Here is a 23245-nt window from a genome sequence, read left to right as displayed (position 1 = left end):
GCTCACACGCCGCCCTGTGCCAGGCGCTTGCGCCAATCAAGCCAGCCATAGGCCGCCAACCCCGCCAGCAGGACATACAGCAAGGCGGTAATATGCAGATCCTTATGGAGGTAGATACCCGCAGCCAGGATATCCAGGGCTATCCATAGCAGCCAGTTCTGCAGTTTGCGCCGGGCTTGCAGCCATTGAGCCAATACGCCAAAGACAAAGACGGTGGAATCCAGCCAAGGCAGATCGGTAGGCAGAAAGCTCAGCTGCAGCTGCGCCACCAGCACCGTACCCGCACCGCCCAGGCCCAGCAGCATCGCGTAATCTCGCCGGTTCATGGGTGTGATGGGCAGGACGGGCGTCGCATCGCCACGGCGCCAGGCACGCCAGCCATAGGCGGCTAACACCACATACAGGCCGTTCAGGGCGGCCTCGCCAAACAGGTTGACGCTACAGAACAGCCAGATGTACAGCACGCCAGCCAGCATCTGCAGTGGCCAGGTCAGCCTATGGTTGCGGGCAGCCAGATGGCTGAGAGGGTCAGCGCAAAACCCGCCACTTCGGCCAGGGTCATGGACTGCAGTTGCTCAAGCAAACCCATAGCTACCTTTCTTTATCGCAAGATCGGCACCATATACCACGGCAAGCGATAAAATGCGGCACTTTGCCCCAAGGTCCATATCATGTCCCATCTGCACTATCGCCATACCGATGGCGGCCTCTACCGCTTTGTCGCCCACGCCCGCTCGGCCGATACCACCGGCGACGTGGTCGTCTACGAACACCTCTGGCCCTTTGAGCAAGGCCTGTGGGTACGTGATCGGCAGGAATTCGAGAGCCGCTTCACGCCTATCTCGGCCACCGAAGTCACTACCGCCATGCAAGGCGACCGGGCTGCGGCACAGGCGGCGGTAGATGAGGCCAAGGCCAAGCGGCGGGCTGCCAAGGCCGGCTGATGGCGGCATCGCTCTACCCTGCCCTCCACGCTGCCCTGGCGGAATCCGACCCCTATGCCAAGGCCCGCATGGCCCAGGCATTGTGGGCAGACTGGCAGGGTGGGCGGCTGGATCACGACGGCCCCCACCAAGCGCCACCCGCAACGGTAGGCAGGCCTGCCAGACCAGAACTGGTTGCCCCACTGGATGTTCCGCGCCGCCGCCTGGGTACGGTCGCGGGCCGCGCCGCGCTGATCCATGCCATAGCCCATATCGAGTTCAATGCCATCAATCTGGCACTGGATGCGGCTTGTCGATTTCCTGGCTTGCCCCGCGCGTATTACCAGGACTGGCTGCAGGTTGCTGCCGAGGAGGCAGGCCATTTTGGTCTGCTGGCAGACCACCTGGCCACGCTGGGCCATCGCTATGGCGATTTCCTGGCACATAACGGCCTATGGACCATGGCCGAGAAGACAGCTGGCGACATGCTGACCCGCATGGCCCTGGTGCCGCGCCTGCTCGAAGCCCGTGGACTGGATGTCACCCCAGGCATGCAGGCCCGCCTGCAGGCAGCAGGCGACCCCAGGGCCGTCGCCATACTGGACATCATCTTCCGCGACGAAGTGGGCCATGTGGCCATAGGCAATCGCTGGTTCCGCTGGGCCTGCGCGCAGCGCGGGCTGGACCCAATCGCCACCTTCCGCCAATACCTGGAGGACTTCGACATCTCGCGCAGCATAGGCGAACTGAATGTCGAAGCCCGCCTGCAGGCGGGCTTCGAGATGGCAGAACTCAACGCCCTGCTCGACTACGCAGGGCGCAGCACTACAGCCTGATACCGGCCTGCAGCACCACAGCCGCATTGCCGCCAAGATTCAGGCTGGCCTTGCCGTCCACCCCCACCACCACAACCCGGCCCAGGCAGGTGCCCGCCTGCTTGCCACCCGCCAGCACATCGCAATAGCTGCCAGCCGGCAAGCCGGTATCAAAGCTGCGGTTGAGGTCGGTCGTTTCGCGATTGATGAGCACAAAACCTTTGTCGCCACGCGAGAAGGCAATGGCGTTGCCACCATTGTCCCACCAGTTTGCCACCGGGGTGCCGGCAACGGCGCGGCGGAAAGCCACCATATTGGCAATCATCGGGTCACGGTGCTCGCACACCCAGCTACCCACGCTGGCGGCTTCCAGCGCACTGGCGCAGGCGGCCGGCGCCGGTGGGCCCGCATCGCGCCCAGCCTGGCTGTTGCGGTCAAAGCCATAGCTGGACATGACCGACGGATAGCCGTAAGGCTGCGCCAGCATCCAGACATTAGCCAGCCGGTAAGCCGTGCCGTCCCGGTAGGAAATCCCACCCTCTCGCTGGCTATCGTGGTTCTCCACAAACACCACCGCCTTGTCAGCCGGCATCAACCCCCAGGCGGTCTCGGAGAACTGGCTGCCGCTGGCGCCAGTGGGGTTGAGTTGCGCCAGCTTCTGGCCTCCAGTCCCCAGGAACTTGTCGCCTATGCCACGGAACTTGAACTCGGTGATATCCACGGCCCCAGCCGTGCTGTAACCCAGGCCAAAGTAATCACGGGCTGCCACCCCCTCACCGCCGTAATCGATCACCTCGGCAAAGTAGTAGGGCAAGGCCCGGCCTTCTGCCGCCAGCGCCTGGTTGACCTTGCTGATCACGCCGTTGAGTTCCACCGGCTGAATATGCTTGGCGGCATCCAGGCGGAAACCGGCAACGCCCAGGCGTGACAACGCCAGCAGATAGTCCGCAATCCTTTGCTGCACGGTGGCGGAGTCCGTCTTGAGATCGGCCAGGCCTACCAGCTCGCAATCCTGCACATTGGCGGCGCTCTGGTAGTTGTTGATGCCGCAGGCCGGATGAAAATCCGCCTGGGTATAGAGGCCCGGATAGCTGTACTTGCTATAGACCGTACCATTGCGACCGGTACCGCTACCGGCCGACATATGGTTGATCACGGCATCCACATAGATGCCCACACCCACAGCCTTGCAGCGGTTCACCATATCAACGAACTCGGTACTGCTGCCCGAGCGGCTCAGGCCTATGCTGTAGCTCACCGGCTGGTATCGGGTCCACCACTGGCTGCCCTGTATGTCCTCCTGCGGCGGCGACACCTGCACTGCCTTGTAACCCTTGGGCCCCAGCTGGGTTTCGCACTCGCTGGCGATATCGGTCCATTTCCATTCAAACAGGTGGACAAAGGTGTCACCAGCAGCAGCGCGGCCGCTGGCGCGGTAGGTAGGGTCCAGCACCGGGCGGGTTGGGGTGGTGGGTGGGGGAGTGGTGCCACCCCCATCTCCACCGCCACCGCCACCGCCACCACCTCCGCCACAGGCAGCCAGGCTCAGGGCGGCCAGGCAGGCCAGATAACGACGATTTTGCTCAAACACAGGTCACTCCGATCTCATTATGTTTTGCACGACTGTCCATCGAGGAACAGTTCAGACCGCCGATCATCCGGGCAGCCGATTAGGTAGTCAAACCGAACCGACTACCCGCGAAAACGTCTACAAAGAGAGCAATAGCTCTCTCCACGGCCCCGCCATGCGCCTTTCAAGCCTGCTGACCCTGCTGACCAGCCTGCTGCTGACTACGGCACAGGCCGCACCACCTGCTACCGTGCGGCTGTGCTACGACCAGGAAGACGTCTACCCCTGGCGCGTCAAGGGTGGCCAAGGGCTGGACTTCACCCTGCTCAAGCTGCTGGAAGGGCGCGTCAATGTGCATTTCGAGCTGCAGGCCCTGCCCTGGAAGCGCTGTCTGCTGGAACTGGGCGAAAACCGCCATGATGGCGCCGTCGCTGCCAGCTTCCGGCCCGAGCGCATGGAAGTAGGTGTCTACCCCATGGTCGGCAGTGTGCCGGACACCAACCTGCGCATGCGTGCCGAGAGCTACAGCCTGTTCCGGCTCAAGGGCAGCACACCCAGTTGGGACGGCAAGCGCTTTAGCGGGATAGAGGGCAATGTCGGCGCACAGGCCGGTTACTCCATTGTTGAACAGCTCAAGACCGCCGGCTTGAGCGTGGACACCGGCGCGGCCAGCGCCGATGACAATCTGCGCAAGCTCCTGCTGGGCCGGGTTGTAGCCGTAGCCTTGCTAAGCAGCGAAGGCGATGCCTCCATTGCAGCCAACCCGGAGTTCAGCGCACGCATAGAACGGCTTTACCCGCCGCTGACCGAGCGCGCCTATTACCTGCTTTTCTCCAAGTCTTTCTACGCCCGGGACGAGGCGCTGGCCCAAAGAATCTGGCAGGCCCTGCCCACGGTACGCGACTCTGCCGACTACAAGCGGGCCGAGGCTGCCATGCGGCAACCGTGAGCGTTCGGCCCTGGCGCCTGCATCCGGTATAATTGCCTATTCCCCCGATCGCCCCTCACGGAGCCCCGCCATGACCATCATCCGTCAGCAGGACTTCATCGACAGCATTGCCGATGCCCTGCAGTACATCTCCTATTACCATCCCAAGGACTATATCCAGAGCTTGGGACGCGCCTACGAACTGGAGCAGTCGCCAGCCGCCAAGGACGCCATTGCGCAGATACTGACCAATAGCCGCATGTGTGCCGAAGGCCACCGCCCCATCTGCCAAGACACCGGCATAGTCTGCGCCTTCGTCAAGATTGGTATGGATGTACGCTGGGCCGACGCCACCATGGGCGTTGAGGATATGGTCAACGAGGGCACCCGCCAGGCCTATCTGCACCCGGACAACAAGCTGCGTGCCTCGGTACTGGCCGACCCGGCTGGCGCCCGCCGGAACACCCGCGACAATACCCCCGCCATCACGCATTTCGAGATCGTGCCGGGCAACACCGTGGAAGTGCACATTGCCGCCAAGGGCGGTGGTTCCGAGAACAAATCCAAGTTCGTCATGCTCAACCCCTCCGACAGCATCGTCGAGTGGGTGCTCAAGACCGTCCCCCTGATGGGTGCAGGCTGGTGCCCACCAGGCATGCTGGGCATAGGCATAGGTGGTACGGCCGAAAAAGCCATGCTGCTGGCCAAGAAGTCGCTGATGGAACCTATCGACATCCAGGACCTGATTGCCCGTGGCCCGCAAAATCGGGTGGAGGAGTTGCGCCTGGAGCTGTTCGAGAAGGTCAATGCCCTGGGCATAGGTGCACAAGGCCTGGGCGGCCTGGCCACCGTGCTGGATATCAAGATACTGGACTACCCCACCCACGCGGCCTCGCTCCCCGTGGCCATGATCCCCAACTGCGCCGCCACCCGCCATGTGCACTTCGAGCTGGATGGCTCCGGCCCTGCCCAGCTGGAAGCCCCCAAGCTGGAAGACTGGCCGCAAGTGACCTGGACGCCTTCGGCCGAGGCGACCCGTGTCAACCTCGATACCGTCACCCGCGAAGAAGTCGCCAGCTGGAAGCCCGGCCAGACCCTGCTGCTCAATGGCAAGCTGCTGACCGGCCGCGATGCCGCCCACAAGCGCATGGTAGACATGCTCAACAAGGGCGAAGCCCTGCCGGTGGATTTCAAGAACCGCTTTATCTACTACGTCGGCCCGGTTGATCCGGTACGTGACGAAGTCGTCGGCCCAGCCGGCCCCACCACCGCCACCCGCATGGACAAGTTTACCGAGCAGGTGCTGGCCGCCACTGGCCTGCTGGGCATGGTGGGCAAGGCCGAGCGCGGCCCTGCCGGCCTCGATGCCATCAAGAAGCACCAGTCGGTCTATCTGATGGCCGTAGGCGGTGCCGCCTACCTGGTATCCAAGGCCATCAAGGGCGCCAAGGTGGTGGGTTTTGCCGACCTGGGCATGGAGGCCATCTATGAATTCGACGTGGTGGACATGCCCGTGACCGTGGCCGTAGATTCTGTGGGCAGCTCGGTGCACAAGACCGGCCCCGCCGAATGGCAAGCCCGCATAGGCAAGATTCCGCTGGCCGTGCAATAAGGCGCACTGCCCACCGGACAGCCCAAAAACAAAACGCCCCGATGGGGCGTTTTTTTTAAGGGCGCGGCAATTGGCGCCGCCATCAACCTCGTTTAGCGGTTCTGGCTTGTCACATGAGCACCCGCTCAGCGATCACGCTTAAATGGTGCGGGCTTGGCGCAGTTTGCGCCATCCTTGCAAGCTGCCTTGTCCGCCGCAGTACGGTTTTCGGTACGGGGCTTCTCCTCGGTGCCGCGATCCGGCGGGGACTCGCGCCTGGGTACAGGCGTTACGCGCACGGGCTCGGCCACCGTGGCATCGCCCGGCTTGGGTTTGGGCTTGGGCTTGTTCGCCGTGGTCTTGACCTTGCCGTCATCGCTCAGTGTAATAACCTCGATGGGCTTGCCAGGCACCGTCGTCGCCGGTGCCGTTGTGGGTGCCGGCGTAGTAGCTGCTACGCTGTCGCCCTGCCCTGCCGTCCGGTCTATCACCGGCATGGCGGCCTTGGCAGGTAATGAGCCAGGGGCGCCAGGCGGCTCCAGTACCTCGGTCTGCACCATGGCCTTGGCAGCGGCGGCATCTGCTGCAGCCGCGTCCTTACCTGCTCCACGGCCCAGCAATACTGCCGCACTGATGCCACCCACCAGCACGATGGTGGCCACGGCCGCCCAGGGGGCATAGCGGCGCAACGGTGTCGCCGCCACCTCTGGCGCTGCGGGTAATTCAGGAGCAGCTGCGCTCGGATTGGTATCCGCCAACTCGGGGTGCGCACCCGTCTTGGCTTGATTAGCCTGCTCGCGCAGGGCGCTACGGGCCTCGCGTGCTGTCTGGAAGCGCTTGGCCGGGTCTTTCTCCAGGCAGCGCATCACCAGCTCGGCCAACCAGGGCGAAACTTCCGGGTTCAGGCTGCGAATATCGGTCGGCTGCTCATGCAGTATGCGGTAGGCAATGGTCGCCACATGTTCGCCATCAAACGGCCGCACACCCGTCAGCACTTCATACAACACAATGCCTGCAGCAAAGATGTCGGCGCGACCATCGAGTTTCTTGCCTTCGATCTGCTCGGGCGCCATATAGCGGGGCGATCCCACCAGGGTGCCAGCACGGGTCAAATCACTGGCAGGCAGTTGGGCAATGCCGAAATCGGTAATCTTGAGCCGGCCGTCGGCGGTCAGCATCAGGTTGGCCGGCTTGATATCGCGGTGCACCACCTCATGCTCGTGGGCATAGGCCAGCGCACCGAACAGTTGGCCAGCCAGCTTGAGCACCCGGCCATTGGAAATCTTGACCCCGTTCTCCAGCAACTGCTGCAGGGTCTTGCCTTCCACATATTCAATGGCCAGATAGGTCTGTCCATCCACATCGCCGCAGTCGTAGACCGTGATGATATTGGGGTGGTTGAGCCTGGCGGCAGATTTGGCCTCCTGCTGCAGACGCGGCGCATACTCCGCCCGCTCTTCCGCACTCAGGTTGAGGCGCAAGACTTTGAGCGCGACGGTGCGATCGAGCCGCTCGTCAACAGCGCGATAAACAACGCCCATGGCCCCCTGCCCAAGGGTAGCGTCGATACGGTAGTGCCCGAGTTTATCCATCTGTGTATTTTAGCTCGGCTATCACGACTTCCATGTTGCGGAATACGACCAGTTAGAAACTCTTGCCAAGCAAGAAATTTTACTGCCGCTTATAACCCTGACGTATTTCACCCTCATTATGGCAACGTCCTAACAGTCAAGGACTCGCAGCTTACTTGCCGAATATGCCCTTGAGCAAGTCAATTGCACCGGGCGCCTGCTTGGTATCCTCCGCCTCCTGCTTGGCGGCATCCTTCATCATCTTGCCCATATCCATCCCCGGCATGCTGGTAGCCACCGATTTCAGCCGCAGTTTCACCGCCCAGATCGGCTGCCACGGTGCTTTCACATCCTTGGGCCGAGGCGGGTGGACGAGGTTCAATTCCTCGCCGAAGGCGATTATCCGCAGCATACCAGCCTCACCCATGGCCTCCTTGGGCACACTGCATTCGGTGGTGGCCGGCTTTAGCAACACCTTGTCCTTCAGCCAGCGCTGCACAGCCGCATTGGGCTGGTAGTCCAGCAGGCCGAATCCCATGTCCGCCTGCTCGCTTGACGTCCAGACCACCATCTCATCCTCGCCCCGCATGCTCATGCTTGCCAGAAACCACGCCTGTGCCTGCGCCATGGGCTGCCAGCTCAACGCCCAGGCGCTACCCTGGTCTTGCTGCTTTAAGACGATGGCCGGCATCAAATCGTGAGCAGCACCCAGCGTAAAGCGGAATCCTTCCGGCACGCCGTCGCCACTGAAACCATGCTCCCCCACCAGCGATGCCCCCTCGGGTATCAGCCGGTTGTCCGGCTTGCTGGGCCAGATCGGCCGACCCGGCGTGCTATGGGCACCACGCGTGGTCGCTCGCCGGCTCTGGAAGAACTTTGCCAGTTCGGCCGGGTTGGCCTTGGCCATATCCATTACCCTGGGCTGGCCCTTGCGTACCTCGGCGCCGCACCCCCAATACAGCAAAATCTTGCCCTTGGGCTTGTGATACTCCGGTTGTTCGGTCACTTCGTCCGGCGTCCCCAGTGGCACCGGCTTGCCTTCCACCGGGCTAAGCAGCTTGAGCACAGGCGCCAGCCGGCTGCTCTCCGGCACCTGCTGCGTGGCCTCACGCAGGTCAGGCTTGCTGCGGCTGTAGAGGGTCACATCCATCCAACGCCCTGCCGGCCCCGTCTGGGTATTGCCAAACACATTACCGCCCTTGCCACGGCCCAACAGCGAACCCAGCATGCCACCACCGCCCGGCATGCCGGGCATACCGCCGCTATAGGTAGCCAGATCCATCCAGGCTTGCGCCTGTGGTGCCGGGCTGGCCGCCCATGCTGGCATTGCTGCTAGTCCCAGTAGCATCGGAATGGGGAGCAAGGCATGCTTCATGGTGTTGTTTCTCCAGGCAGGCAATGCTTGATCATAGGAGAATCCTGCGCACTTGCCTGTACAGGTCAGGCAAGCCATCATGCCGCGATAATTTCATTGAGCCACCCCATGCCCAGCCTACGCCAAGTTGCCCTGCCTCTGACACTGACACTGACCCTCATGCTTGCTGCCTGTGGTGGCGGTGGCGACAGCGGCGGTGGTGGCACCAATCCCGAGCCAGTCGACCCAGTACCGGTCTACCCTGCCCCGCCAGCAGCAGCCAGTTGGTGGAAGCCCGCCCGTGGCGTCAGCTTCCAGATACAGTTCGATGGCACGATCGATACCAACGTCAATGCCGAGGTCTACGATCTGGACCTATACGACACAGACGCCGCCACCATCGCCAACCTGAAGGCCAAGGGCCGGCGCCTGCTGTGTTACATCAACGTGGGTGCCTGGGAAAACTGGCGCAGTGACAAGGACGCCTTCCCGGCCGCCGTGCTGGGTAAGAACTATGCAGGCTGGGCCGGCGAGAAGTGGCTGGACATACGCCAGTACGCCACTCTGGCGCCCATCATGCGCGCCCGCATGGACCTCTGCAAAAGCAAGGGCTTTGACGGCATAGATCCCGACAACCTGGACAACTACCTGCAGGACACCGGCTTCCCCATCACCCAGACCGACCAGTTGGCCTATAACCGCTGGATTGCCCGCGAGGCCCATGCCCGTGGCCTGGCCGTGGGCCAGAAGAATGTGCAGGCGCTTACCGCCCAGTTGCAAGGCTATTACGATTTCGCCATTGTCGAACAATGCGTCAAGCAGGGCTGGTGCAGCGATATGAATGCCTACCTGCAGAGCAATCGACCCGTGTTTGCACTGGAGTATGTCGAAGAGGGCCAGACCCCCGAAAAGGTCTGCCCTACAGCCCAATCGCTGGGGCTGACGGCCATCATCAAGCGGCTGGAGCTGGGCGCATTCCGCCAAGGCTGTTAAACGCCGCTAGGCTCAGTAGCGAAGCACCTCTACTGCGCTGCCAGCACCAATAAAAACAGCCCCCCCTCGGGGGCTGTTTTTACTCATCCTTGGCCGCGTAGACTCAACAACTTCATACCGCCGCGCCACCCATAAACGTCACCTACTCACCATCGTGGCGAGCCAAGTCTTCTTCCATATCCGCCAGCAGGATATTCAAGGCCTCGCTGGACATGCCTATCTCGGTGATCGACAAACCGAGCGAAATCAGCAGGCAGATCAGGCTGATACCGAACACGGTATGGGCGGCCGTCGCCAGGCCGAAGAAAATCAGGAACATGCACAGCACGCACAGGAACAGGCTACCCACCCCCACCACCTGCATGCGCCGTATCAGGGTTACCCGCTTACGCAGGTTGGCAATCTGCCGCACGATCTTGGGATCAGGCGCGGTCTTGTAATCCTCGTAGAGCTTGCGTATGACGCTGGAGATGCCGAGAAAACGGTTGGTATATGCCAGCAGCAGCAAGGATATGGCAGGGAACAGCAGGGCAGGAACACTGATTTCCATGCAGGACAGCCTTCGCAATACGATTTGGGTGATTTAGACGACACAGTTTGTCCTGTCCAAGCGGCAGGACAGCCCAGCAATTGTCGATTCAGCTCTTTTTGTTCAGCGCCCGCAAGTCCACCAGAATGGTCTTGGCGTAGTCCTTGGTATCCACGTCCTTGTAGCGCTTGACGATGCGCCCATCCGGATCAATCAGGAAGCTATGGCGCTTGGCAAACTTCATCACCCCCAGGTTCACCAACGCACCGTACTTCTGCGCCGTCTTGCCATCAGGGTCGGCCAGCAGGGTAAAGGGGAGTTCATGTTTACGGCCAAACTCCCTGATCGCTGCCACGTCGTCCGTGCTCACGCCCACCACCTCGGCGCCCAGCGCCCGCAGCAGCACGATATCATCGCGGAAGCTGCAAGCCTCCTCGGTACAACCGGGGGTATCGGCCTTGGGGTAAAAGTACAGCACCAGCCATTTGCCCTTGAATTCGTCACTGCTGCGCAGCTTGCCCGTCTGGTCGGTCAAGGCAAATGCCGGCATGCCGTCGCCGGGGCTGACATCGGCGCGGGCCAACATGCCCACCGCCAGCAGCAAAAAGGCCAAAAACGTCCTGATCTTCATCATCTTCTTCAATCCTGCCAAAACAACCCAACTTGGATGCCCGGCAGAGTAGCAGGTTCCCCCGCCTGCGGCAGCATCTGCAGAACCGGGTGGCAAAAGTACTGTCCAAACCCAAGTCGGTGGATAATACCGCTGCACCGTTCCACTTCCTTGCCTAGCGACCCCATGCCCATCAAATCCATGATTGCCCTGATGCTGAGCCTGTTTGCCAACCTGGCCAGCGCCACAGGCAACCACGCGCGTGTCATGCCCACGCCTGCTGCGACCGGCCCCTATCCTGTTGCCTGCAGCAATCTTGCGCTGGATACGGCCGCCATCGCCCAGGCCGGTGTCAGCCTTGATCAGCTATGGGACGGCGCCATTATCAACGGCCAGATGCGCTACCTCACCGAGGTACTAGCCCAGCCACAGGCGGCCATCAACTTCAATCTGGCTGTCCCAGGCGACTACAGCCTGTATCCCCGATTTGCCAATACTGCCCTGCCCATGGTCTCGCTGGTGTGCTACCCCACCACCGCCAACAATCCCCGGCCGGATTACCTTTTGCCTGATGGCAGGGCCATACCGCATATGGATGGCGCGGGCGAACTGCCCCTGTTTCCAGACAACAACCGCTACCCCCTGATCATGTACTCCCACGGCATGGGCGGCAGTCCGCTCAATGAGCATGCCCTGGGCAGCATTACCCGCTTTGCCAGCCACGGCTATGTGGTCATCAACCCGTTTCATGGTGATACCCGTATCAAGCAGGTGGAAATCGAAGACCTCTCCGATCTGGGCGACTTGATCTTCAACTTCGACGAATACGTGGAACTACAGGCATTGCGGCCGCTCGCGATCAGCGCCGCCATTACCGACCTGCTTAACCGACCTGGCTATCGCGACCGTATCCACCCCGACCAGATAGGCGGCTTTGGCGGCAGCCTGGGTGGCGAGGCATTGATGCTCAGCCTGGGTGCCGAGCTGACCCGCAATCTGAATCTGGATTCCCGCCCTGTTGCGCAGGATGCCCGCATCAAGGCGGTCGCCACCTTTGTGCCCTATGCCGGGCAGAGCTTCCTGCCAGCCTTCGGTCGTGGCCAGGAGAGCGCCAGCCGCATCACCCGGCCCGTCATGGCCATTGCCGGCACGGCCGATCTGGTAGCGCCCCTGTCCATGTCGCTCAAGGCGGTCGAGAAGATGCGTGGCAGCCGTTACTTCGTGCAGCTGAGAGACGTGCCCCATCAATACCTGCCCGAGTATGCCAACGATATCTACGGCTGGACCATCCCCTTCTTCGACGCCTATCTCAAAGGTGATGCCACGGCACTGAGCAAGCTGGTACAAACGGCCAGCATCGCCAATGGCAAGACCGATAGCCTGCTGCTCGATGCCACCTTGCCACGCAGCGTAGCGCCAGGCCAGATACTGATTACCGAGTACGTCAACAGCCAGACCGGCAACTACCTGACTGCTATCGATACTGCCGAGATAGACCTGATGACCGCCTATGCCAGCCAAGGCTGGGTTGCCACCGGCCAGCGCTTCAAGGCCTGGCAGGCAGCGCCACAGGGACTGAACAGTCAGGCCATCTGCCGCTTCTACCACGCAGGCCCGGTGGTACTGGGCGGGGGCGACAGCCTCTACTACTCACCCGACCAGGCACTGTGCGAATGGGGCAAGACCTTGCCGGACTGGCTCTATATGGGCCACCCATTCTACCTAGCCCTGCCTGGGCCAGACGGTAGCTGCCCCAGTGGCACACTGGCGATCAGCCGCAGCTACAACAATGCCCACCTCCGTGGAGGCGACCTCAACTACCGTTTCAGCAGCAGTAGCAGTGAGCTTGCCAGGCTGTCGGCGCAGGGTTGGCTGGAGGAAGCCACCGAACTGTGCGCGCCACTTTAAGCCATGTCCCCTATCCTGCATAAAACCGTCTGCACCTTTCATTGCGATGCCTACGGCCACGTCAACAATGCCCGCTACCTGGAATTTCTGGATGAAGCCCGCCAAAGCCTGGCCGACCTGTCCTGGTTCGGCTCGCAGGGCATCATGGTGGTAGTCAGTCGCATCGATATCCGCTATGTCAGGCCTGCCAAGCTGGGCGATAGATTGGCCATAGAGACTGAACTGATTGAACTGGGCGAGCGCCACGGCGTGCTGCAGCAACTTATCAGCCGTGATGGCAAGACCGTGGCGATGGCCGATGTGACCGTCGCCTGCCTGTCGGCCAGCAGCCCACGCCCCTTGCTTCTGGACGGCGAGCTACAAGCCCGCTTCGAAGCAATGCGCAAAGGCTAGCGGGCCTGGCAGTCGCGCTACCAGGCCCGCTGCGCTTATCGCTTGCTGCGACCTCATCAACCTTGCTGGCCCAGCAAGGCCAACGTGGCCTTGGGGTTGATCAGGTTGACCCTGCCCTTGCGCTCTGCGCCTTTCAGTATCAGCGCCTTGGCCTCGGCCACCGTCAGCGCGGGCTTGATGGCAAACAGTTTGCCAGCCAGGTTGGCCACCTGCGGGGATGCCATTGAAGTCCCCGAGAGCTTGATCTTCTCGCCACCCGGCATATAGCTATCTACCTCAAAGCCATTGGCGTGTACGACAACGGTCTTGCCAAAGCTGGAGAAACCAGTCTCGGTGCCAGCCTGATCCACGGCGCCCACGGTAATCAGATTGGGCAGTTCCAGCCCTGCCGGTATGTACTGGGCGAAATCCGCGCTGTTGTCCTCATTCCCCGCACCTGCCACAAACAGGATGTCCGGCGCGCCCTTCATGGCCGACTCCAAGGCCTGCTTCTCGATCTCGAACAGCTTGTTGGCCATCTGCTTGCGCTCTTCCGGCGTCTTACCCACGTTGTGGTAAGCCAGCGCACCTTCATAGGCGCCAGGGCCATAACGCCAGCTCATGTTGACCACCCGCGTCCCAGCCTTGCGAAAGCTCTCCACCGCCGCCTGATAGGCAGCCGCCGTACGCTTGGCACGCTCCTCGGTAGGCAGTTGCGGCACGATGCTATGGCTCCAGTGCATACCCACTGCGGTTACCCGCGCAAACGGGTTACCCTCGACAGCAATACCCGCCACATGCGTGCCATGCACCCACATGCCCAGCGCGCCCAGATCTTCCTGGAACTGCTTGACCTCGCCTTGCTGCAGTGTCCCTATGCGCTGCTTCAGCAGCTTGGCCTCGGGTGAGTCGATGGCGGCACGCATATCGAGCGAGCCCTTCATATACTGCTTGAGGCTGCCCATGCGTGACGCCGCCTCGCCCATGGGGCGTACCAGCGCGGGTACCAGCTTGGCGTCGTGGTCAAAGGCAATGCCACGAACGCTGGCCGTCTTGAACAGGTCCACATCGGTACCGCTGTCCCATATGCCCACCACCACCGGGCTGGCCTTGGCCTCGGCCGGCAAACTCACCAGGCGTGGCGACCAGAGGTCCTGCTTGACCACCTGATTCTTGTCCACCAGCTGCTGCAGTACCGCCACCATGTCGTCACGGAACACCAGGGTGTGATCGAACATATTGCGCACTGACACAATGCCGGTCACCACGCTGGCAGGCACATTCAGCTTGAGGTTGCTGGCAGCCGGGTCCAGGCTGTTCTTGATGCTGCCCATGACAACATTGCGTGACATCAACTCCAGGCTGCCCTTGGCCCCCTTGAGGCTATCCCCCACCACATCCCAGGGCATGCCGCCCCACTGCGCGGCAAGGCGTGCTTTGACAGCAGCTTTCTGCTTCTCGTCATTCCCGCCCTGTTGCCGCGCCAGCAGGATGGCCTCGCTGGAGACACCTGACAGCAGCTTGTCTGCCGCCTTCTCCTGTTGCTCACGTACCTCGCGTAGCAAGGTTGCCGCCTGGGCATAGTCGCCACGGTAGGTGGCTATCTGCGCCCGGGCCGACAACATGCCGGTACGGGTAGCACGGTCGCGGATATCGTACTGCGCCAAGTCATCGGCCAGGTCCTTGTCCAGCGCGGCCAGCACTGCGTCCATGTCACCCTTGGCGCCTTCAATCAGCTCGCTGGGCAGCTTGGAAATCACATAGCTACGACGGGGTAGCTCATCCGCCTTGCTGATGACCTGCCTGGCCTGCTTGGCGACCGGCGCTGCTGCCGTATCGGCCAGTACCAGCGGGGTAGTCGCCATCACGCCCATGGTGGTTGCAATCAAGGTGCACAACATCTTCTTCTGCATGGTCAGGTCTCCTGTTTGGGCCCCTCAGTGTCTTGCTAAAGGCCAGGCTGCACCAAGCCGATGCGACGAAGTACGACTTTCGTGTGCCGAGCTGCGAATCACGCCATCAGCGATATGCAGACAGGTCGCTCATGCCCGGCGAAACATCCCGCTACCCGCTAAACTTCGGCCATGCCAGAACTGATGCCGATATTGAGTCACCCAATGCTCGCGCCGCTGCCTGCCTTCATCACCAGCCTGGCGCTGGGCTTGCTGATGGGGCTGGAGCGCGAGCGCAGCCTGGCCGCGCACGCCGGCCTGCGTACCTTTGCCCTCACCGCCATGTTGGGCACGCTGTGTGCACTGTTGGCGCAGTTGCTTGGCAATAGCTGGCTGATTGCAGCCGGCCTGCTCTGCGTCGCCCTGGTCATCGTCAGTGCTTACCTGCTCAAGCCCACCAGCAATAACGACCCTGGCACCACCACGCAGATCGCGCTGGTACTGTGCTTCTGCCTGGGTGTGCTGTGCTGGCATGAGCAGCGCACCCTGGCCGTCATGCTGGGCATCACCGCCACTGTCTTGCTGCACTTCAAGGCCGAACTTTCCGGCCTGGCCCAGCGCCTGAGCATGGACGATCTGCGCAGCATGTTGCAGTTCGCCGTACTCAGCCTGGTGATACTACCTATCCTGCCCAATCAGGATTTCGGCCCCTATGCTGCTTTCAACCCCTACCAGACCTGGCTGATGGTGGTGCTGATCTCCGGCGTAGGGCTGGCCGGCTACCTGGCGCTACGCTGGTTTGGCGAACGTGCCGGCACCCTGATTGCCGGCATGCTGGGCGGCCTGGTATCCAGCACCGCCACCACACTGGCCCACGCCCGCCAAGCCAGGCAGGACCCCAGCCACATGCAGTTCAATGCCACGGTAGTGGCACTGGCCAACCTCACCGTACTGGCACGGCTGTCCATCGTGGGTGCGGTGGCAGCACCGGCGCTGGCAGGCGCGCTGGCTACCATCATGGGCAGTGGCCTGCTGCTGGGCTTGCTGGTCATCCTGCCGCAACTGCGCAAGCAGGCTGATACCCACGCTGCAGCAGCCGCCAGCAACCCGACCGAACTCAAGACGGCGCTGGCCTTTGCGCTGGTCTATAGCATCGTCCTGCTGGCCTCCAGCTGGCTGAGCCAGATTGCCGGCAATAGCGGGCTGTATGTGGTCGCGCTGCTGTCGGGCGCGACCGATGTCGATGCCATTACCCTCTCCAGCCTGCGCATGTTCAACCAGCAGCGGCTGCTCAGCGAAGTCGCACTCACTGCCATCACCCTGGCCGTACTGGCCAATACGCTGTTCAAACTGGGCATGGCCTACACCATAGGCGGCGCCGCTTTCGGCAAGCGCCTGCTATGGCCCATGCTGGCGGCGGGCCTCGGCAGCATCATTGCCCTATTGATATATACGGGCTGACTTGTGGCACTGTTTGGCGCATTCTTGCGGCAGCGCAACATTTCCTTCGTATCAAGCAGTCACACTACGGCTTTCAACGGCTTGTCACCGTTCCGTACCCTACGCCCGCCATCGCTGGGAGTAGCTTTTTCGACGATTACCCAGGACGTTTACGCATGAACACCCTGATCAATCTGCAAGGCAAGCGTGGCCTGGTGGTCGGCATAGCCAATCGCCAGAGCATAGCCTGGGCCTGTGCGCAGGCATTGCGCGAGGGGGGCGCCGAGCTGGGCATCACCTGGCTCAACGACAAAGCCCGGCCCCATGTCGAGCCCCTGGCGCAGGAACTGGGCGCCAGCCTGTGCCTGCCACTGGACGTAGAAGACGACGCCCAACTGGCTGCGGTGTTCGACGCCATAGCGCAGCAATGGGGCCAACTGGATTTTCTGCTGCACTCCATCGCCTTCGCCCCCAAGGACGACCTGCACGGCCGGGTGGTGGACTGCTCGCGCGACGGCTTTGCCCGGGCCATGGATGTATCCTGCCATTCGCTGCTGCGCATGGCACGACTGGCCGAGCCGCTGATGGTCAAGGGCGGAAGTATCATTACCATGAGCTATCTGGGGGCGGAAGAAGTCATACCGCAATACGGCATGATGGGGCCGGTCAAGGCCGCGCTGGAGGCAGCCACCCGCTATCTCGCCGTGGAGCTGGGCGCTAAGGGCATACGGGTCAACGCCATTTCGCCGGGCCCGCTGTCCACGCGCGCTGCCTCAGGCATCGCCCACTTCGATCAACTGTTGCAGGACGCCAACCAGCGCGCCCCCCTGCATCGGCCAGTGGGTATCGCCGATGTGGGGCCGCTATGCGCCTTTCTGGCCAGCGATGCCGGGCGGGCCATCACCGGCGGCACGCTCTATGTCGATGGCGGCCTGCATTTACTCAACTGACGCCTTGTTACAAAGGACAACGCATGTCCAATCTCCTACCTGATACCAGCGACGATCTGGGATTGATACGCAACCGGGTATTCGACGAAATCGCCATCGGCGACAGCGCCACCATAGAACGGACGCTGACCCGCGAAGATATCCAGCTCTTCGCCATCCTGTCCGGCGACATCAACCCCCAGCATGTCGATCCTGAGTTTGCCGCCTCTACCCGCTTCCATGGCGTTATCGCGCATGGCATGTGGGGCGGCGCCTTGATCTCGGCTGTGCTGGGCACCCGCCTGCCCGGCCCTGGCACCATCTACCTGGGCCAGACCCTCAAATTCCGCGCTCCGGTTCGCATAGGCGACACACTGCGCATCACGGTGGAAGTCACCACCCGCGACCCCGAGCACAAACGGCTGACTCTGGCGTGCCGCTGCATCAACCAGGCAAGGGTTACCGTCATCGAGGGCGAGGCCGATGTAATTGCACCGACCGAACGCATCGCCCGCCCCCGCGCCACCCTGCCGGAGGTACGCCTCAATGTCGGTGCCGGCGCGACCCGGCTGCTGGAATTCGTCAAACCGCTTAGCGCCATACGCATGGCCGTGGTGCACCCCTGCGATGAGATTAGCCTCAATGCTGCGCTTGATGCCCATGCGCTGGGCCTGATCGAGCCGGTACTGATCGCCCCGCTGCACCGCCTGCAAGCCCTGGCCGACAAGCTAGGGCGCAGCCTGGCTGGTATACAGATCGAGGAGGCCGCCCACAGCCATGCCGCCGCCGCCCACGCGGTCGACATGGCTGATAAGGGCCTGGTGGAGGCCATCATGAAGGGCAGCCTGCATACCGATGAATTCCTCGGCCCTATTGTTCGCAGCAGCCATTTACGTACCAAGCGCCGCCTGACCCATTGCTTTCTGATGCAGACGCCGAGCTATCCGCGCCCCTTCATCCTGACCGACGCCGCCGTCAACATCGCTCCGACGCTGGAGGAAAAAGCCGACATCGTGCGCAACGCCATTGATCTGGCCCATGCCGTGGGTGTGGCAGAGCCCCGCGTCGCCATTCTGGCCGCAGTGGAGACCATCAATGCCAAAATGCCCGCCACCCTCGATGCCGCCGCCCTCTGCAAGATGGCCGATAGGGGCCAGATCAGCGGCGGCCTGCTGGACGGCCCCCTGGCGTTCGACAATGCCGTCTCCATCGCGGCGGCCCGCATCAAGGGCATCGTCTCGCCCGTGGCAGGCCAGGCCGATGTACTGGTAGTGCCCGATCTGGAAAGCGGCAACCTGCTGGCCAAGCAGCTCGAATACCTGGGCGACGCCGAATCTGCCGGCATCGTGCTCGGCGCCCGCCTGCCCATCGTTCTGACCAGCCGGGCCGACTCCCTCGCCTCGCGGCTGGCCTCCTGTGCCTTGGCTGTCTTGCTGGCCCACCGCTACCGGCTCACACCACCATGAGCGCGCTGCTAGCCCTCAACGCCGGCTCATCCAGCATCAAGTTCGCCCTGTTCGATCTGGCAGAGACACCGCTGGCCATGCCCCCATTGTGGCAGGGGCAGGTCAGTGGCCTGCATGGGCCGCAACCACGCTATCAGGATGGCCTGGCCGACCACCCCTTGCCAGTAGAACAAGCCTCAGCCATCCAGAGCGCCCTGCAGCATATCCTGGCCCAACTGCCACGCCACCTGGGCGCCCAAGCGCTGGCTGGCGTGGTGCACCGGGTCGTGCATGGCGGAGACCGCTATGTCACCCCCACCCGGCTGGATCGCAGCACGCTGGCCGCCCTGCGCAGCCTGATACCGCTGGCGCCACTGCACCAGCCCCACGCGCTGGAGGCCATCGAACACTGCCAGGGCATGCTGCCCGGCACACCCCAACTGGCCTGTTTCGATACCGCCTTCCACCATACCCTGCCCGAGGTAGAACAGTTGCTGCCGCTACCGCCCGAGCTGCGCCAACAGGGCATACGCCGCTACGGCTTCCACGGCCTCTCCTACCAGTATCTGGCCCAGGTGCTGCCACAACGGCACGGTGATACCGCCCAGGGCCGGCTGCTCTGCGCCCATCTGGGCAGCGGCGCCAGCCTGTGTGCCATGCAGGCAGGGCAAAGCGTTGCCACCACCATGGGGTTCTCGGCGCTAGATGGCCTGATGATGGGCAGCCGCAGCGGCAGCATGGACCCTGGCGTGCTGCTGCATCTGCTGGATACCGCCCATTACAGCCCCGCCCAACTGGCCGATCTGCTGTATCGGCGCAGCGGTCTACTGGGCATGTCCGGTCTTTCTGCCGATACCCGTGTACTGCTGCAACAGGAAGCCGACCACCCTGGCGCCAGGCAGGCGCTGGCACTCTATGTCAGGCGTATCGTGCGGGAGTGCGGCGCGCTGGTCGCCGTGATGGGTGGGCTGGACATGCTGGCCTTTACTGCAGGGGTGGGCGAGCGCAGCGCGGAGATACGCCGCCGCATCTGTGATGGCCTGGCCTGGCTGGGCATTAGCCTGGACGACAGCGCCAACAACGCGCACGCCCCCTTGATATCCAGCCCCGACAGCCGTATCAAGGTCGTGGTTGAGCCCACCCAGGAGGAATGGATGGCCGCCACGGCTGCCCGGGCCTTGCTATAGATAAACGCCATGCAAGCGCATGGCGGATGCCTAGATGAGTGGTTTCAGATAGGCATCCAGCTTGGCCTGGTCCAGCCGCCCTGCATGGGCAGCTACCCGTTTGCCCTTGCTGTCGTAAATGGCCGTAAAGGGCAAGGCGCCTACCTTGTTGCCCTCGGCCCGCATCAGCTCCAGGGCAGCTTGCTCGCCGACCAGCACCGGGTAATTGATACCGAACTCCTTGACGAACTTCTGCACATCCGCCGGGTTATCGATGGCCAAGCCGACAAAGCGTACCTTGTCACCCAGCTTCTTTTGGGTCGCCACAAACTCCGGCATCTCCTCGCGGCAGGGCGCGCACCAGGTTGCCCAGAAATTCACCACCAGCGGCTTGCCACGCCATTGCGCAAAGGCTTGCGGCTTGCCTTGCAGATCATTGAAGCCAGACTGCCATAACCCGGCAGCGCCAGCCTGGGCCGGCAATGTGGCCGCATTGGCTTCGGCAATCAGGCTCTGCTGCTGGCCTTGGCGCATCCACGCCGTGCCCAGGCCCAGCACCAGGGCGGCTCCACCTACCAGGGTATACAGCGCAATTTTCTTCATCAATTCAGCTTCGCAATACGTTGCAAAAAGGCGTCCGCCGCTTCAAAGCCTATCAGGCGTTGCCCTATCTCCTCGCCCTTGGCGCCAAAGAATATCGTGCCGGGCGGGCCAAACAGGCCAAAGCGCTTGAGCAGGGCCTTATGGTCGTCGGTATTGGCCGTCACATCGGCTTTGAGCAACACCATGCCCGCAAGTTTCTGCTGCACCTGGGCATCGCTGAAAGTAAAGCGCTCCATCTCGCGGCAACTGACGCACCAGTCGGCATAGAAATCCAGCATCACGGTCTTGCCTGCTGCTGCGGCAATCGCCGCGTCCAGCTCGGCACTGCTATTGACGTAGCGGAAAGGCAGCTTGGCCTCGGTTGCCGCCTGCGCACCGCCCAAGCCCTTGAGCGGTTGCAGCGGATCGCGGTTGCCTGCCAGCAGGCCCACAATCTGTGCGGCACCCACCAGGAGCAGCAGCACACCCGCCGCCTTGCCCAGGCGTTGCGCAGGTTTGGCATCGCGCGGCAGGCTATCCAGGGCCGACAGGGCCACGCCAGCGCCGATAGCCAAGATGGCCCAACCCAGCATATAGGCCCAGGCCGGCAGCACCGGGCTGGCTACCCACAGCGCCACAGCCAGCATCAGGGTGCCGAATACATTCTTGACCGCCGCCATCCAGGCGCCGGCCTTGGGCAAGACATGCCCCCCCAGCACACCCACCAGCAGCAAAGGCGTGCCTACGCCCATGGCCATCACATAGAAGGCCAGCATGCCGTACAGCACATCAGCCCGCGCACCCACCACGCCAAGGCCCGCAGCCAGCGGCGGCCCCATGCAGGCCCCCACGATCAGCGAAGACAATGCCCCCATCAGGAACACCGACACCACATGGCCGCCACCCAAACGGTTGGACGCATCGTTGACGCGCGACTGCAAGGCAGCCGGCAACTGCAGCGAGAACAGGCCGTACATGGACAAGGCCAGCACCACGAACACCAGTGCCAGGGCGCCGATCACCCACATATTCTGCAATGCCGCCACCAGGAAGGAACCCGTCAGTGCCGCCACCGCCCCCACCGCCGCATACACCACCGCAATACCCTGCACATAGGCCATGGCCAGCACAAAGCCGCGTAGCTTGCTCACGCTATGGCCCTGCCCTGCAATCAGCGACGAGATGATGGGAATCAGCGGATACATGCAGACCGTGGCGGCCATGCCCAGACCCGCCAGGTAGAATGCCAGCAGCAGCGCCCAGCCATCCAGCCCGGCAAACGGCCCACTGGCCGCCGCACTAGCCGCCACCGGCGCTGCGGCAACCAGCACCGCCGCGACTGCCTTGCTGCCTGAAGCAGATGCCCCGCCACTTACCGCCCCCGCCAGCGACAGCTCCGTGGTCTCGGGCGGGTAGCACACCCCCGCATCGGCACAGCCCTGTGACACCAGCTTGAGCTTGGCATCCGGCGGGAACGCCACCGGGCTGGTCAGCGGAATATCCAGCGCAAGCCGGTAGGTTTCCACCTCGCCAAAATAGTCATCCTGCTTCTTCTTGCCGGGCGGAATCTCCGCCTTGATCTCGCCAGAGGGCAGCAGGGTAAACTTCAGCTGATCGCGATACAGGTAATAGCCATCAGCAATCTCGAAGTGCAGATTCGCCGTGTTTTCACCTGTTTTTACCAGCGAGGGCTTGAAAGCCTCGTTCACCGGCAGCAAATCATTCGGGTCTACCTCGGCATTTGCCGCCACATTTACCCACAGCGCCAGGAACCCTGTCGCGAGGAAAGAGACGAAACGATTCATGCCACCACCTCCGCCGCCACCCAGCCCAGATAGGCAGGCAGACCGGCAACAACCGGCAGTGCGATGATTTCAGGCGTATCGTAGGGGTGCAGTTCTTGCAGGGTCGCCTCCAGGGCTGGATAGGCTTCAGCGGTGGTCTTGATCAGCATCGGTATCTCAGTAGCCGTCTCCAGTCGCCCTTCCCAGCGGTAGAGGGAAGTAGCCGGAGCCAGCAGATTCACACAGGCGGCCAGTTGGCGCGTGATCAGCGCCTTGGCCAGTTGTTTTGCGCACCCCTCATCGGGGGCGTTGCACAGTACCACTAAGACAGAATATTTATCAGCCATGTTACTCAGACTTTTACCGTTTATTGGACTCTTGCTACTGGGCCTGCCTGTGCTGGAGCTCGTCAGCAGCATCTGGCTGGCCAGCCAGATAGGCTGGTGGCTGGCCTTCTGGCTGTTCGCCAGCGCCCTGATCGGCGTGGGTATACTCAAAAGCTGGCGCCTTACCACCGCCTGGGCCATGGTAGACGGACTGCGTCAGGGCGAGTTACCGCTGGGCCGTTTATTCTGGGTAGGCCGCACCCTGATCGCCGCCCTGCTGTTCATCTTCCCTGGGCCGGTCAGCGACGTGATCGGCTTGATACTGATACTACCCTGGCCCGGCATCCGCAGCGTACCCATGGGTGCTGCGGCATTCGGCCAGACGCCATTCGAACAGCCGGGCTACCGGCCAGACCACGGCGCAAAAAACAGCAGCGTATTTGAAGGCGAATACAGCCGGGTAGACGAAGCTGCCCCCAAGCTGCCACGCCAGCCGCAAGATTAATCAACCCAACAA

General features: G+C 62.4%; 22 protein-coding genes. 12 read left to right on the top strand and 10 right to left on the bottom strand.

Annotation, left to right across the window (positions count from 1 at the left end; translation table 11 throughout):
• Positions 1-2: 2 nt before the first annotated feature.
• Entirely contained in the window at positions 3-476 is a 474-nt protein-coding gene (pnuC, locus tag V7714_RS00765) for a nicotinamide riboside transporter PnuC (RefSeq protein WP_335387327.1), read from the bottom strand.
• 195 nt (positions 477-671) lie between these two features.
• Between pnuC and V7714_RS00760 the strand changes: the two genes are divergently transcribed.
• Entirely contained in the window at positions 672-944 is a 273-nt protein-coding gene (locus tag V7714_RS00760; protein WP_284196725.1) for a DUF1653 domain-containing protein, read from the top strand.
• Positions 944-1759: a ferritin-like domain-containing protein gene (locus tag V7714_RS00755; RefSeq protein ID WP_335387326.1), complete on the top strand. Its 816-nt coding sequence runs from the start codon at positions 944-946 to the stop codon at positions 1757-1759. The genes V7714_RS00760 and V7714_RS00755 overlap by 1 nt, the downstream gene beginning before the upstream one ends.
• Here the strand turns inward: V7714_RS00755 and V7714_RS00750 are convergent.
• On the bottom strand, positions 1749-3329 hold the full coding sequence (locus V7714_RS00750; RefSeq protein ID WP_335387325.1) for an alpha-amylase: 1581 nt from the start codon (positions 3327-3329) through the stop codon (positions 1749-1751). The genes V7714_RS00755 and V7714_RS00750 overlap by 11 nt on opposite strands.
• Before the next feature lie 154 nt (positions 3330-3483).
• Here V7714_RS00750 and V7714_RS00745 point away from each other — a divergent pair, with 154 nt between their 5' ends.
• Both V7714_RS00745 and V7714_RS00740 read left to right on the top strand, forming a co-directional pair.
• A complete protein-coding gene (locus V7714_RS00745; RefSeq protein WP_335387324.1) occupies positions 3484-4257 on the top strand; it encodes a substrate-binding periplasmic protein in 774 nt (257 codons plus the stop codon).
• Between the two features lie 70 nt (positions 4258-4327).
• Positions 4328-5848 (top strand): fumarate hydratase, encoded by a 1521-nt coding sequence (locus V7714_RS00740; protein WP_335387323.1) that lies wholly within the window; start codon positions 4328-4330, stop codon positions 5846-5848.
• A 125-nt stretch (positions 5849-5973) separates the two neighbouring features.
• On the opposite strand, the gene V7714_RS00735 is transcribed toward V7714_RS00740, so the two are convergent.
• A complete protein-coding gene (locus V7714_RS00735) occupies positions 5974-7419 on the bottom strand; it encodes a serine/threonine-protein kinase (RefSeq protein ID WP_335387322.1) in 1446 nt (481 codons plus the stop codon).
• A 151-nt stretch (positions 7420-7570) separates the two neighbouring features.
• Entirely contained in the window at positions 7571-8725 is a 1155-nt protein-coding gene (locus tag V7714_RS00730; RefSeq protein WP_335387321.1) for a hypothetical protein, read from the bottom strand.
• Positions 8726-8881: 156 nt separating this feature from the next.
• Here V7714_RS00730 and V7714_RS00725 point away from each other — a divergent pair, with 156 nt between their 5' ends.
• Positions 8882-9745 carry an endo alpha-1,4 polygalactosaminidase gene (locus tag V7714_RS00725; protein ID WP_335387320.1) on the top strand — a complete coding sequence of 288 codons (864 nt, stop codon included), beginning with the start codon at positions 8882-8884 and terminating at the stop codon, positions 9743-9745.
• 142 nt (positions 9746-9887) lie between these two features.
• Here the strand turns inward: V7714_RS00725 and V7714_RS00720 are convergent, their stop codons facing one another.
• Together V7714_RS00720 and V7714_RS00715 are read right to left on the bottom strand one after the other, a co-directional pair.
• The gene (locus tag V7714_RS00720) at positions 9888-10295 is read right to left on the bottom strand and encodes a DUF2721 domain-containing protein (RefSeq protein ID WP_290332477.1); all 408 of its coding nucleotides are present in this window, start codon (positions 10293-10295) and stop codon (positions 9888-9890) included.
• 88 nt (positions 10296-10383) lie between these two features.
• Complete coding sequence (locus tag V7714_RS00715) at positions 10384-10908, bottom strand: peroxiredoxin (protein WP_335387319.1); 525 nt, start codon at positions 10906-10908, stop codon at positions 10384-10386.
• A 162-nt stretch (positions 10909-11070) separates the two neighbouring features.
• Here V7714_RS00715 and V7714_RS00710 point away from each other — a divergent pair, with 162 nt between their 5' ends.
• Both V7714_RS00710 and V7714_RS00705 read left to right on the top strand, forming a co-directional pair.
• Positions 11071-12792, top strand: a complete 1722-nt coding sequence (locus tag V7714_RS00710; protein ID WP_335387318.1) for an alpha/beta hydrolase — start codon at positions 11071-11073, stop codon at positions 12790-12792.
• A 3-nt stretch (positions 12793-12795) separates the two neighbouring features.
• Positions 12796-13185: an acyl-CoA thioesterase gene (locus V7714_RS00705; RefSeq protein WP_335387317.1), complete on the top strand. Its 390-nt coding sequence runs from the start codon at positions 12796-12798 to the stop codon at positions 13183-13185.
• A 56-nt stretch (positions 13186-13241) separates the two neighbouring features.
• Here the strand turns inward: V7714_RS00705 and V7714_RS00700 are convergent, their stop codons facing one another.
• Entirely contained in the window at positions 13242-15077 is a 1836-nt protein-coding gene (locus V7714_RS00700) for a S8 family serine peptidase (protein WP_335387316.1), read from the bottom strand.
• 204 nt (positions 15078-15281) lie between these two features.
• On the opposite strand from V7714_RS00700, the gene V7714_RS00695 reads away from it, so the two are divergent.
• The 4 genes from V7714_RS00695 to V7714_RS00680 all read left to right on the top strand — a co-directional run bounded on the left by V7714_RS00695 (position 15282) and on the right by V7714_RS00680 (position 20057).
• Positions 15282-16517: an MgtC/SapB family protein gene (locus V7714_RS00695; protein WP_335387315.1), complete on the top strand. Its 1236-nt coding sequence runs from the start codon at positions 15282-15284 to the stop codon at positions 16515-16517.
• 155 nt (positions 16518-16672) lie between these two features.
• Positions 16673-17446 carry an enoyl-ACP reductase FabI gene (fabI, locus tag V7714_RS00690; protein WP_335387314.1) on the top strand — a complete coding sequence of 258 codons (774 nt, stop codon included), beginning with the start codon at positions 16673-16675 and terminating at the stop codon, positions 17444-17446.
• A gap of 23 nt (positions 17447-17469) precedes the next feature.
• On the top strand, positions 17470-18891 hold the full coding sequence (locus V7714_RS00685) for a bifunctional enoyl-CoA hydratase/phosphate acetyltransferase (protein ID WP_335387313.1): 1422 nt from the start codon (positions 17470-17472) through the stop codon (positions 18889-18891).
• The gene (locus V7714_RS00680; protein ID WP_335387312.1) at positions 18888-20057 is read left to right on the top strand and encodes an acetate/propionate family kinase; all 1170 of its coding nucleotides are present in this window, start codon (positions 18888-18890) and stop codon (positions 20055-20057) included. Before V7714_RS00685 ends, V7714_RS00680 begins: the two co-directional genes overlap by 4 nt.
• Before the next feature lie 30 nt (positions 20058-20087).
• On the opposite strand, the gene V7714_RS00675 is transcribed toward V7714_RS00680, so the two are convergent.
• The 3 genes from V7714_RS00675 to cutA are packed head-to-tail and all read right to left on the bottom strand — an operon-like array spanning position 20088 to position 22749.
• Positions 20088-20639, bottom strand: a complete 552-nt coding sequence (locus V7714_RS00675) for a TlpA family protein disulfide reductase (RefSeq protein ID WP_335387311.1) — start codon at positions 20637-20639, stop codon at positions 20088-20090.
• Complete coding sequence (gene dsbD / locus V7714_RS00670; protein WP_335387310.1) at positions 20639-22423, bottom strand: protein-disulfide reductase DsbD; 1785 nt, start codon at positions 22421-22423, stop codon at positions 20639-20641. The genes V7714_RS00675 and dsbD overlap by 1 nt, the downstream gene beginning before the upstream one ends.
• Entirely contained in the window at positions 22420-22749 is a 330-nt protein-coding gene (gene cutA, locus V7714_RS00665; RefSeq protein WP_335387309.1) for a divalent-cation tolerance protein CutA, read from the bottom strand. The genes dsbD and cutA overlap by 4 nt, the downstream gene beginning before the upstream one ends.
• Between cutA and V7714_RS00660 the strand changes: the two genes are divergently transcribed.
• On the top strand, positions 22748-23233 hold the full coding sequence (locus V7714_RS00660) for an FxsA family protein (protein WP_335387308.1): 486 nt from the start codon (positions 22748-22750) through the stop codon (positions 23231-23233). The two genes, cutA and V7714_RS00660, sit on opposite strands and share 2 nt — an antisense overlap.
• The last annotated feature ends 12 nt before the right edge of the window (positions 23234-23245 follow it).

It is taken from the genome of Chitinimonas sp. JJ19 (assembly GCF_036961565.1).
In the GTDB taxonomy this organism is placed as follows: Bacteria; Pseudomonadota; Gammaproteobacteria; order Burkholderiales; family Chitinimonadaceae; genus Chitinimonas.
Note: the sequence above shows the minus strand (reverse complement) of the source record. Positions and strands in the feature narration are given on the sequence as shown.